Below are 12772 nucleotides of genomic sequence, written 5' to 3'. Positions count from 1 at the left end.
CAGATAAAAATTGATATGTCGAAGCACGAAAAACGCGTGTTGGTTTCTGATGAAATTAATGAGCATTTAATCAACCTAATTCCGGTTGATGCTTATAAATTGTGTCATAGATTAATGTACCCAAAAAATACTACTAATCTATTCTCAACACTAACAGCAAGAAAAACATCACTAAAAAATATTACAACTCATGCATGAAACTCTGATTTAACAACTAAAGTTGTATGCGATATCATGGATCGTTTTGTTTATTCATTAATTGAATTACATAATGAAAAAGACGGTGAAATTAAAAATTTGGTCAGAAACAAACTATTTTCTGTATTTGGTAATAAAGAATTTAGTGAAGATTTTACCAATGCATTAATAGATATGGCTGAATATGCTATTGAGCACGATAGATTACCATTAGTTATTTCAGTTAGAAAATCTGATCAATACATTAAATTCAATGAACCTTTATTAACTATTTATGGTGAAGAAGGAATTGATAAAAAATACGTTTGATTAATTAACTATTTTGAAACCATACTTTTACAAAATATTTGACAATATCAAACATCATTAACAATTGCACGAGAATTTTATGATTTATGTGCTAAATATGCGGTAAAAACCACCGATTCTAATGAGTTTTTAAAATACCAATGTCATGATTTTTCTATGCGAGGAATGAGCTCATTTAAGTCAGCAATCTATTCAGCAAATGCGCACCTTCAATATTTTGATGGAAGTGACTCAATTTTAGGTGGAAATAACGCGGTATCAGTTATTGCTTCTGAACACAGTGTTATGTGTGCTGATGGACAAGATCATGAAGCTGAAACTTATGAACGATTATTAAATCAATTCAAAGAAGGAATTTTATCTTTAGTTATTGACTCTTGGGATATTTGAAATGTCTTAGACAACATTTTGCCAAGATTTAAGGATAAAATCCTTTCTAGAAACGGAAAATTAGTTGTAAGACCTGATAGTGGTGATCCTATTGAAGTTATTTGTGGAAAAAACTACAATCCTGAAGATAAATCGACTTGAGGAACAATCCATTATTTAGATCATCACTTTGGTAGCACTGTTAACTCTAAGGGTTATAAAGAACTTAATAAAAAAGTGGGAATCATATATGGTGATGCCATAACTTTAACAAGAAGTGAAATGATTTTAGCTGAATTAGAAAGACAAAAATATGCGTCTAACAACATTGTTTTTGGTGTAGGTGCTACTACATACCAAGCATCAACTAGAGATACGCTAGGATTTGTTATCAAGTTAACAGCCATAGAAAAAGAAATCGACGGTAAATTTGAGTGATTTAATATTAAAAAAACCCCAAAGACTGATCAGTCCAAGGAGTCTTTAACTGGACGATTCTTTAGCGAAGATTTAGTTAGAATCTATTAAAGTAACTTAATCCCTTTTGCTTTAGCTTCAACAACAATTTCATCACTTCAGTGCGAAGCTTGTACTTCACCAATATGATCTTTTTGTAACAAGAAGTAACATAATCTTGATTGGCCGATTCCACCGCCAATAGTTTGATGCAATTCACCATTAACTAATTTCTTGTGGAACATTAGTTCTAAACGCTCATTTTGTTTAGATTCTTCTAATTGTTTAAGTAAAACTTCTTTATTTACGCGAATTCCCATTGATGATAATTCTAATGCTTTTTTAGATCTAGGGTTGTAAACCATAATATCACCATTTAGTGATCAGTCGTCATAGTCTGGAGATCTACCGTCATGTACTTGATTGTTAGATAGTTTTTTACCTACTTGCATTACAAACACTGCTTTGTATTTCTCACATACAAGTTGTTCTCTTTCAGATGGATTTTTATCAGGATATTGATCTAATAATTCTTGAGTAGTTACAAAGTGAATATGTTCAGGTAACAAGTCTTTTTGTTCAAAAATACCGTATTTTTCGTTAACTTTTAGTTGTGCTTCTTTAAGAACTTTGTAAATTTTATTAACAGTGTTCTTTAAAAACTCGACGTTACGATCATTTTCACTGATTCTTAATTCTCAATCTCATTGATCCACGTACATTGAGTGTGTAGCATCAAGAGTTTCATCCATTCTGATTGCGTTCATATCAGTGTATAAACCTTGATATAGAGGAATTTCATATCTAGCAATTGAATATCTTTTTCATTTTGCTAAAGATTGAACAACTTGCGAACTAACACCATTAGTTTTTGATTTAAATGAAACCGGAGCTTCTCAACCATTAAGGTTGTCATTTAACCCTGAGTCAGGAGCGATAATCAAAGGAGCGCTCACTCTTAGTAAATTTAGTTCTTTTGATAAAGCGTTTTGAAACAGATCCTTAATATATTTAATGGCTAATTCTGTTTCTAGCAATGTTAATTTTTTCATAATTAATCTTTATTATTTAAAGGTTTAAATAATTTTATAAAAAATTTTTACTATCTCTAAAATTACATAAAGATGGTAAAATATACAAGACATATTTGCTTTGTCTAATGTAATTAAAATTTAATTAATTAATCAGAAAATAAATAAGTCAAAATTTTCATACCCAAGGATTAAAATAACAAATGGCAAAATATGAAATTATGCTAATGGTAAGCGGTCAGCTTAACCAAAATCAAGCACAAGCTGTAAATGATGAATTAAAAGCAGTGTTTGGTAAAACTGAAATTACAGAAGAATATTTAGGGCAAAAAACTTTAGAGTACCCTATTAAAAAAGAAGTAACAGCTCATTACTTTAATTTATTTTTAACTAGCGATGGTAAGTCAGTTCATGAATACAAACGTTTAGCTAGTATTAGAACTGACGTTTTAAGAATATTAATTCTTAACACTGAAAAAGAATTTGGTTATAGAGCTAGCCAAAATGCAAAGAAAGTTGCACTTGCTAAACAAAAACAAGCAAGATACAACGACATCATGAAACAAGTTCAAGAGAACGGTTACTTCCAAATTAAAGGAAGTAAACGTAACTCTAGAGTTGAAAAAGCTGGAGCTAAAGAAGTTTGAATGTTAAGAGAAAAATTTGGTGAGGATTTACCAGAACAAAAGATTCCAGTTCTTAGAAAAGTTAATTTAACAAGAAAACCTACTCCTAATAAATCATCAGAAAATAAGCAAAAAGTAGAAAAACAAGCTTAGAGTAAAGAGCAATGAATAAAGTAATTCTCATTGGAATATTAACTGATAATCCTTCTAGGATTGATTATCGTGACAACTATGGTTGTGAATTAAAGTTAATAATCCATCAAGCAGATTTTTCACAACAAATGTATCCAAAAGAACCATATCATTTCAGCATTAATGTCTGAAACAAAAACGCTGATTATGCATTAAATGGTTTAGAAAAAGGTGATTTAGTTTCAATCGAAGGATACCTTAAATCTGAATTACAAGTAAGTCAAAACGGTCGTGAATATTTACGATTATCAATCGTAACTGAACGAATCAGAAAGATCCCTTTATCATTCAATAAATCGGGATATAGATCATTACCTAAAGAAAACAGATTTAACCGAATGAGCACGCCTTCTTATAGTAATTACAACAACGCTTACTCTAATGATGACTCATTTGATCCACCTGCAACTACTGAAATTAAAGGCTATCGTGAAAACTACGATATTGAAGATATTCAAAAAATCGAACCAAAAGATTTTGCCAAATTCAGTACACCATCAAATTTCCAACCAGATCACAGTCTATTAGACGATGATGATATGACGATTGATATGGATACTTGGATGAACGAAAATAAATAAATATTATCAAGACATTTTTTAAGGATAAGACACCATGAGTGATATTACAAAACAACCAGCAAATAATATTAGTAGCGACGACAAGAAAGAAGTTGCAAAAGCTAGTGCTAAGTCTTCTGTTGAAGGAGCTAAAAGAAAAACTTTTTACAAGAGTCGTTCAAGAAAACTTTGCCACTTCTGTGCTAAAGGGATCTTAAAAGTTGATTACAAAGACGTTAACACTTTAAGAAAGAACTTAAACTCTTATGCTAAGATCGTTTCAAGACGTCAATCAGGAAACTGTAACTTACACCAAAGACACGTTTCTAACGCGATCAAAAAAGCTAGAATTATGGCTTTACTTCCTTTTGTTAAAGATTAATTTTATAAAATAAAACTACGAGGTGATATAGTATGAAAGTTATCTTACTTAAAGATGTACCTAGCTTAGGTAAAGCCGATAGTGTAGTTAATGTAGCTAATGGTTATGCAAAGAACTTTTTATTTAAAAATAAATTAGCTGAACCATACACTGAAAGAGGACAAAAACGTTTAGATCTTAAAGTTATTAAGCGCAATGAACAACACGATTTATTAGCTTTAGAAGCTAAGAATTTAGCCAAACAACTTGAAGGTGTTGTTTTAGAATATGATATTCGTACAAACGAAGAAGATAAAGCGTTTGGAACAATTGGCTTCAAGCAGATCGTTGATGATTTAAGTAAAAAACACATTTTTGTTACTAAAGATATGCTTGATAGCAAAATGAAACTAGATATTGGCGAACACCGTGTGAAAATCAACATTTTTGAAGGGATTCACGCAACGATCTTAGTGAAAGTATCTAAAGCACAATAATACATGTTGATCAATCAATTTAACCAATCATTAGATGATGAAATTGAATACGACAGTAATGATGATTCTGACATTATAGAAGATGAAGAATTAGCTATTGCTAGTGAGATTGAAAGCTTTAGCGATATTTATAGTAAAAATATCGCTACTTTTAATCCAGCTCAAAACGAACTTTATAAGAAAAATCAGCTATTTTTCTATAAATGTTACCGGTTAGAACTTCTAGTTCTTAGTTGTCTTGTACACCGAATTCAAGGTTATGAGATGGCTAGAAGAATTTTAGATGGTTCTGATTTTACAGGGATTAATCGTTACATTTTTAAGTGTTTAACTACTGATCTATATCTAGGTGAAACTGATGGTTCAATTGATAGTATCCAATCTTGGATTAATGAAAACTTCACTTTAGAAAATAAAGAGTTAGATTCATTAAACGAAGTGTGTTCTTATATCAGAGCACACTCAAATATCAGTCCAGATAACTTTGCAAAATACTTAAAGTCATTTGTTGAACACAGCAAGTTCAGATCGGTATTTTATTTATCTTATGACTTCACTCAAGAAGTTAATTTTGATAATAAAAATCTTAATGGCCCATTGATGCCATTAATTAAATTTGAAAAACAGATTAACGAGATCGTTAATCGTTCGATTCAAACCGATCTAGATTCAATCGATAAGATTGCAGATAGTTTTCTAGAAAAAATTAATAACCTTGTTATTAATAAACATAATAATATTTATTCAACCGGTTATCCAGGTTTAGATAAGTATCTTAGTGGTTTGGTGCCAGGAAACTTATTAGTAATAGCAGCACGTCCAGGACGTGGAAAAACTGCTTTTGCAATCAACATCTTATACAATTTAGCTCAAGAATTAAAATCTTTGAAACTTCAAAGAGAAGCTGATCACGAAGATTTTGATACTAACAAAGAAGATGAGATCTGCTTGTTCTATTCGATTGAAATGAATGCAGATGAGATCTTATCGCGGTTGGGAAGTTTGCATTCAACTGTTAGTTTTAAATTATCAAACGCGCTTGAAGTTTATATTAAACGTCAAAAGAACTACAGGCAGTTTGCTGAAGGAATTAATGAATTAAGAGAATTACCTTTATTCATTAATTCTTCACCCCAAACATCAATTAAGACAATTTATAACGATTTACACTATTTAGCTAGTATTAAAAAATTACCTCGATTAATTGTTGTTGACTACTTACAATTAATCAGTACAGACGATTTAGATAGTAGTAAAAACCGTTCACGACACGAAGCAATTGGTTATATCTCTGGGAGTTTAAAACGAATTGCCAAACAATATAATGTTCCAGTAATTGCGCTTGCGCAATTATCTAGAAGAATTGAAGAGCGCAAGGGCGCTGATTCAATTCCGATCTTATCAGACTTAAGAGAAAGTGGAAGTATCGAACAAGATGCTGATATCGTTATCTTCATTCATTCTTCAACATTAAATAAGAAACAGAATGAAGAAGATTTCCAAGAAGTGGAAAATAAAATCGATGTGGTCATGCACATCGCTAAAAACCGTTCAGGGCCAACTGGACAAGTTAAGTTTGTATTTGATAAAGAGCATTCTAAATTCTTAGAGGATCAAAATTAATAATGAAGAAAAAAATCCTATTAGTTCCAACGCTAGTATTAGCTAGTACAGTTGCATTAAGTTCATGTTCGTCTGCTGTTTTCAGACGGAATAATATGACTTATTCGAAGTTTTTAGATATCTTAAAAGATCCACAGAATCCCAAAACTTCAGCTAAAGAAGTTGTTTATCTAGGTTGGAACCAAAACGAAATCAGACAACCAACCCAACAAGCTAATAACCCTAATCAAAAGAGCTTGTTCAATAATTTCTCATATGCTGTTGGATCTTATGATAGTAATAACACCCCAACCTTTGTTAATAACAATGATAGCTCAATCGATCTAACATTTAAGTTGTTTTATAATCAAGCTTTCATATCGATTTTAAACTCGATTAGTTTACCAGCTATCCATTATTCTAGTAACTTATATAACTATCTAGAAGTTAATAAATTAGATAACTGAGCAACTAATTTATTACCAACTGAAGCAAATCAAGCTGGTGTGCTTCGTTCATTTTATGAATCGATGGCAAACGGGTTATTAACTGGTAATGAAACAGATAATTACATTTTTACCCCGATTGATCTTAAGTTTGAATTTAAGGAATTAACCCCTGAATTAAGTGCAAAAAGCGCGATTTATGATCCAAGAGCTTACAATGTTGATTACCAACTAAATGCAAATGAGATTATGACTGATAACTTATTAAATACCTCAAACTACTTAACGAAGTTATTTGTCCTTTCAAATATTAATATCTCATTTGCTTATTATATCGTTGGATTAAATGGTGATGTTGCCCCAACCAGGGATGCTTATATTACATCAACCAGTGATGTAAGATTCCAAGCGTTAGCTAATAAATTTCAATCAATCTACAACACCAAATTAACTGCTCCAGTATTTAATTTAAAACTTAATGATCTTGGTGTGGTTGTGAGATACAATGTTGAACAAAGAGCTAGCAACACAACAAACCCTAGCCAATCAACTAATCCAGCTGATTATGTAATTAGACCAACTGCGATTGATAGTATTATTCCATTAGGAATCTTATCTAATCCGAATAATTTAGTTTATCAATCGGGTGATCTAAAAGATCAAAGAGTTGGTTTTAAACAAGAATGAACTAACCAATTAGTTGATCTATCTAAGATCTTGACAGCTGATCAGTATGCTAACACAGAAAACGTTAATACAGATACCCTAACTAATCAGATTAGTAATATCCGTCAAAATACTGGTTTATTCTTTAATTTATTAAGTAGTACTCACTTTAGAATAATTAATCAAAACGACGTTGTTGATAACAATGCGTTTGGTGCTAATTTAACCACTTATTATAATTGGTATTTTAATAAGTTGACTCAAGTTGAAAACTATTCAAAGATCGATTTAGTGGTACCTAATAATGATCCTGAGATTAAGGCGGTAACCACTCCACCAGCTAGTGATATGAATACCGAAATGAACGTTGGTATGGCAAATAATATGACTGGTGATATGAATGGTCAAATGAACGGTGAGATGGCTAGTAGCACTAATAACGAAATGCCAACTTCACCAGCTACTAACTAAACCTAATGTTAGAACAACTTATTGGTGAGATTCAAACTAATTGGAAAGATCTAATTAACCAATTTTTTGCTACGCACAAAACAATTTATCACCAATTAGATCAATTGATCAAAAATAGAAGTGAAAAGAATGAATTAATTCCTAAAAAGGAGTTAATTTTTAATGCCTTTAACTTTTTTGATTACCAAGAAACTAAAGTTGTAATCATTGGTCAAGATCCGTATGCTGATCTTAAAAAAGCCAATGGCTTAGCTTTTGGGGTTGATAATAATAATCCACCTGTCTCATTAAGAAACATTATTAAGGAATTAATCAATAACCTAAAGTTAGATGAACAACAACTTGATGATTTTGATTATTCGTTAAAAAGCTGGGCTAACCAAGGGGTGTTATTAATCAACACGATCTTAACTGTAAAAAAACAAAATCCGTTAAGTGATCAAAATCTGGGTTGGGAAGAATTAATCAAGTTTTTGATTCTTAAGTTGTTAGAAAACCAAACTCAACCAGTCTTTGTGCTTTGGGGAAAGAAAGCCCAAGGATTTTTAGAACCTTACCAACTAAAACACGTACTAAAATCAGCTCATCCTAGCTTTTTTAGTGCCAAACAATTCTTTAACAATAACCACTTTAATCTGATTAACGAACTGCTTAAAACTAAGAACGAACAACTCATACAATGAGTTAAGCAGAATAAATAATGTAATTTATAATATCAAATAGACAAAAAAGCGTTATGACAGAATCATTTATCCGACCATCAAGTTCGTTTGCTATGGTTCTTTTTGCAATCATTGTTGGGTTGGTACTTGTTTTATCTTTAACTAAGAAGCTGTATTACTACCTCTTTCGTAAAAAGCGTTATTACACAATCCCCCGATTTTCAGTAATCGGTATGACCAATATTGCGATGGTAATTGCTATCGCAGTAGCGATCATCTTATTAATTAGCGCGATAACTGGTGGTTTAGCTTCAATCTTATTTAGGGTTTATCCTGGGACTAGAGTTTCAATTGAAACGATCTTAGTTAAGATCTCAGGTTTATTATTTGGACCGATCATTGGGATGATCTCAGGGATCATTATTGATCTATTAGCCGTAACGCTATCAGCTGGATTTTTCCATTATGGATATTTCGTAGTTGCGATCCTAACAGGGATGTTAGCTGGAATGATTAGATCATTACTTACGACTTCAAAATATTCGAAGTACCGCAACTTCTCATTATCAGTTTATTTAAGTTTATTGGTAATAGCTAGCTTTTTATTAACGATCTTTTTAATTACCAGTATGCCTGAGATCAGAATAAATGGTGGGTTTGATCTATCAATCCCAGGGGTGAGCCAAACTAAGATCTCATCTGTGGTATTTACTTGGATTATTCTAGGTTTTGGGATCGGAATTATCGCATTTATCTGGATTACTTTTTTAATCTATAAGTTAACCACACCTAATAATGCTTATTCATTAAGTGGGTTTGTGCACAAACGCCAGATTCATTCCAACCATAAGAATATTATTACGATCGATGCTAAGCAAAATTGGTACTCTTCATTAAGTTCATTAGTTGTACTAGCTGGAGTGAATGCGGTGTTGGTTAACTTATTCTTCTTACCGATCTTTGATAAGGAGATTACAGGTCAACCTTATGCGTTTTGAATCTCAATCAGATTGATTGCTAATCCAGCATTATTCATGATTGATATCGTCGTGATCTTTCCCGTAATTATGATCATCCAACCAATCATGAAATATAACTATGAGGATGAATTAACTGAAGATCTTAATACACCATTATTTGTTAAACATTGAACTAGTAGAAAAGAAGGGGGCAACATGAAAATCAATAAAGACGATCTAAAAAAACTATCACGGTTAGTGATGTTTGAACTAGATGATGCACAACTAGAAAAACTTCAAGTTGAGTTTGAAGATATTTTAAGTAACTTTAAGCAGATTGAAAAGCTTGATACAAGTAATGTCAAAGCAATGAACTATCCGATTTCGAATAGTTCAAATAAGTTAAGGGATGATCGTGACGTTTATCAAGCTGATCAAAAGATCGCTCAAAAAACCGCTAAGGAAACTTTAGGAGACTTCGTGAAAGTATAAACTATGAAATCAGATATCTTAAAGTTTAATACGCAACTAAGAAAAAAAGAAATTACCCCTGATCAGTTAGTTAAAGATTCACTTAAATTAATCAATAAGTATCATTGAACTAACGCTTATTTATATGTTAATGAACAAAGAGTCAATGAGAAAGTTAATAACTTTGACCATAATTTAGTTAATAACTCCTTGTTGGCTTATATTCCATATAGTTTAAAAGATAATATCTCAACTAAAGGGATTACTACTACTGGTGGTTCAAGATTTCTTGAACATTATATTCCCCCATATGATGCAACCGTTTACAAGATTTTAGAAAACCTAAACGCGTTGATGGTTGCTAAAGTTAATATGGATGAGTTTGGGTTAGGTGGAACTGGGTTGTATTCTGGGTTTGGTTATACCCACCACCCGATCTCTAAGAAATATGCACCTGGAGGTTCATCTTCTGGTAGCGCGATTAGTGTGGCTAATAACTCGGTTGTTTTTAGTGTGGCTACTGATACAGGTGACTCTGTTCGTCGTCCAGCTAGTTTAGTGGGAATCGTTGGGTTCAAACCAACTTATGGATCAATCTCAAGATATGGGGTATATCCATATGCGCCATCAATGGACCATGTTGCTATCTTTACTAGAAACGTTACTGATGTAGCAATTGTCACAGACGCACTAAGTCAGTTTGATCCCAAGGATTTTACCTCACAAAAGCGTTCTAAGAGCTTATTAAACCACCTATTAGAACCAGACCTTAATCAGAAAAAGATCAGATTAGGTTATTATAAGAACTTAGAACTTTACATGTATGAAGATATCTTAACAGCATGGAAGAAGGTAATTGACTTCTTATATAAAACTAATAAGTTTGAGATTGTCGAACTTGAGTTTGATATCGAATTATTAAAAGCTGTTTTACCAACCTATCAGATCTTAAGTTTTCCTGAAGCTAACAGTTGTTATGCTAACTTAACAGGTATTCCGTTTGGTGAAAAAGTTGAGGGTGAAAGTTATGAACAAAAAGTGATTAATGCAAGAACGAAACTATTGGGTAACCAGATCAAAAGACGGTTTACGATCGGAGCTTACATCACGTTAGCTGAAAACTACGAACCACTATTTAAAAAAGCGCAAAAAGCGCGAAGAATGATCGTTGATCATTTTGAACAATCTAAGAAAGATGTTGATGTTGTCTTTGGTTTAGGTGCTAGTAATTTTGCAGCTGCAATTGAAGATTACAAACAACGGTTAGCTGATACGAATTTAATTGATGATTTCTTATCAATAGCTAACTTTGGTGGTCACCCTTCAATCACAATTCCAATGATTAAGAATCGTGATAATCTAACCGTGGGATTAAATTTAGTTTCAAACCAGTTTAATGATGATCTAATCATTAAAACTGCTTATCTGATTGAAACTGAATTAGATAAGAATGGAGGAAACATTAATGCATAATTTTCAACCAATCATTGGAATTGAAGTTCATGTTGTGATCAATTCCAAAACTAAAATGTTTTCACCATCAGCAAACTCCCACAGATCAGATCCTAATATTAACGTTCACCCAATTGATCTAGGTTTACCCGGAACGATGCCTGAACCAAATGGGTTTGTTGTAAAGAAAGCTTTAGTGTTAGCTAAAGCTTTAAATATGCAAAACGTTGATCATCACCTACGGTTTGATCGAAAGAACTACTTTTATCAAGATCTACCTAAAGGTTATCAGATTACCCAACAGCACCACCCGATTGCTACTAATGGGTATCTTGATATCTCAAATAAAAGAGTTCCGATCCAACGTTTTCATATTGAAGAAGATACGGCTAAACAACTGAATGAAGATAACCATATCTTATTAGATTACAACCGTGCTGGTTCACCATTAATTGAGATCGTTACTGATCCAGTTTTTGATAGTGGGAAAGAAGTTAAAGAATATCTCACCAATCTAAGAAGAATCTTAATCTTTAATGATATTAGTGATGCTAAATTAGAAGAAGGTTCGATGCGTGTTGATGTTAATGTTTCAATTCGACCAATGGGTGCACCAAACTATGGAACCAGAGTTGAAATCAAAAACATTAATTCAATCAACAATGTTGAAAAAGCAATTAATTTTGAGATCTCACGCCAACAAGAGTTGTTATTGTCAAACAAAAAGGTTGTGCAAGCAACGATGCGTTATGATGATCAATTAAACCAAACAGTTTTCATGCGTGAGAAAACTAATGCGATTGATTATCGCTATATGTTCGAACCAAACATTATTGGGATTAATCTTGATCAACAGTTCTTATCTGAAGTTGATCAGATCCAAGTTTTTAATATTAAAGAGTTAGAAAGCAAACTGTTATCTGAAGGAGTAGATCAACAGTTTGTTGAACTGCTATTAGACAATTTCTTTTTATACCAAAAGATTAATGAGATCAATCAAAGAATTAATGATCTAGCTTTTGTTAGTAAATGATTATTAATCGAATTTATGGGTCGAATTAATAAGCAAAAGTTGCAATTAGAACTGATTAATCCCAAATGGTTTGATAATTTAACCGACCTTTTAGTTTTGGTTAAAAGTGAAGATTTAAACCAAAAACAAGCTAAAGTGGTTTTAGATGAGATTATTAAAACTGATGAAACGGTTGCAGAGATTGTAGATCGCTTAAAGATGAAACAGATCAAAGATGAACAAGAGATCATTGCGTTATTAGAACCAATCGTGCTTGAGAATCTTGCGATCTTAAAAGATTATGATCAACGAAAAGAACGGGTGGAAAAATTATTAATTGGTTTGTTGATGAAAAAAACCAACGGACAAGCCAACCCAAATGTTAGTATTAAAGTATTGACTGATTTAATTCAAAAACATAGATAGATTTTA

Annotated in this window: 12 protein-coding genes; 11 read left to right on the top strand and 1 reads right to left on the bottom strand. The window is 32.0% G+C overall.

Going from position 1 to position 12772, the window contains the following annotated elements; all coding sequences use genetic code 4:
• Nucleotides 1-15: 15 nt before the first annotated feature.
• Nucleotides 16-1404, top strand: a complete 1389-nt coding sequence (locus D2833_RS03405) for a nicotinate phosphoribosyltransferase (RefSeq protein WP_011113876.1) — start codon at nt 16-18, stop codon at nt 1402-1404.
• Here the strand turns inward: D2833_RS03405 and asnA are convergent.
• Nucleotides 1401-2384 carry an aspartate--ammonia ligase gene (gene asnA / locus D2833_RS03400; RefSeq protein ID WP_011113875.1) on the bottom strand — a complete coding sequence of 328 codons (984 nt, stop codon included), beginning with the start codon at nt 2382-2384 and terminating at the stop codon, nt 1401-1403. The two genes, D2833_RS03405 and asnA, sit on opposite strands and share 4 nt — an antisense overlap.
• A gap of 182 nt (nt 2385-2566) precedes the next feature.
• Here asnA and rpsF point away from each other — a divergent pair, with 182 nt between their 5' ends.
• From rpsF to gatB, 10 genes are read left to right on the top strand one after another with little or no spacing between them, the layout of a single operon-like run.
• A complete protein-coding gene (rpsF, locus tag D2833_RS03395; protein WP_011113874.1) occupies nt 2567-3142 on the top strand; it encodes a 30S ribosomal protein S6 in 576 nt (191 codons plus the stop codon).
• Nucleotides 3143-3153: 11 nt separating this feature from the next.
• Nucleotides 3154-3762 carry a single-stranded DNA-binding protein gene (locus D2833_RS03390; protein ID WP_011113873.1) on the top strand — a complete coding sequence of 203 codons (609 nt, stop codon included), beginning with the start codon at nt 3154-3156 and terminating at the stop codon, nt 3760-3762.
• A 34-nt stretch (nt 3763-3796) separates the two neighbouring features.
• Nucleotides 3797-4123, top strand: coding sequence for a 30S ribosomal protein S18 (rpsR, locus tag D2833_RS03385; RefSeq protein ID WP_011113872.1), 327 nt, complete (start codon nt 3797-3799; stop codon nt 4121-4123).
• A 32-nt stretch (nt 4124-4155) separates the two neighbouring features.
• Nucleotides 4156-4599, top strand: coding sequence for a 50S ribosomal protein L9 (gene rplI, locus D2833_RS03380; RefSeq protein ID WP_011113871.1), 444 nt, complete (start codon nt 4156-4158; stop codon nt 4597-4599).
• A 3-nt stretch (nt 4600-4602) separates the two neighbouring features.
• Complete coding sequence (locus D2833_RS03375; protein ID WP_011113870.1) at nt 4603-6222, top strand: DnaB-like helicase C-terminal domain-containing protein; 1620 nt, start codon at nt 4603-4605, stop codon at nt 6220-6222.
• 2 nt (nt 6223-6224) lie between these two features.
• Nucleotides 6225-7784: a hypothetical protein gene (locus tag D2833_RS03370; RefSeq protein WP_011113869.1), complete on the top strand. Its 1560-nt coding sequence runs from the start codon at nt 6225-6227 to the stop codon at nt 7782-7784.
• Nucleotides 7785-7789: 5 nt separating this feature from the next.
• Complete coding sequence (locus tag D2833_RS03365) at nt 7790-8485, top strand: uracil-DNA glycosylase (RefSeq protein ID WP_011113868.1); 696 nt, start codon at nt 7790-7792, stop codon at nt 8483-8485.
• A 35-nt stretch (nt 8486-8520) separates the two neighbouring features.
• Nucleotides 8521-9897 (top strand): Asp-tRNA(Asn)/Glu-tRNA(Gln) amidotransferase subunit GatC, encoded by a 1377-nt coding sequence (gene gatC / locus D2833_RS03360; RefSeq protein ID WP_011113867.1) that lies wholly within the window; start codon nt 8521-8523, stop codon nt 9895-9897.
• 3 nt (nt 9898-9900) lie between these two features.
• A complete protein-coding gene (locus tag D2833_RS03355; protein ID WP_011113866.1) occupies nt 9901-11349 on the top strand; it encodes an amidase family protein in 1449 nt (482 codons plus the stop codon).
• A complete protein-coding gene (gatB, locus tag D2833_RS03350) occupies nt 11327-12766 on the top strand; it encodes an Asp-tRNA(Asn)/Glu-tRNA(Gln) amidotransferase subunit GatB (RefSeq protein WP_011113865.1) in 1440 nt (479 codons plus the stop codon). The genes D2833_RS03355 and gatB overlap by 23 nt, the downstream gene beginning before the upstream one ends.
• Nucleotides 12767-12772: the final 6 nt, after the last annotated feature.

The organism is Mycoplasmoides gallisepticum, from assembly GCF_900476085.1.
GTDB lineage: Bacteria > Bacillota_I > Bacilli_A > Mycoplasmatales > Mycoplasmoidaceae > Mycoplasmoides > Mycoplasmoides gallisepticum.
Note: the sequence above shows the minus strand (reverse complement) of the source record. Positions and strands in the feature narration are given on the sequence as shown.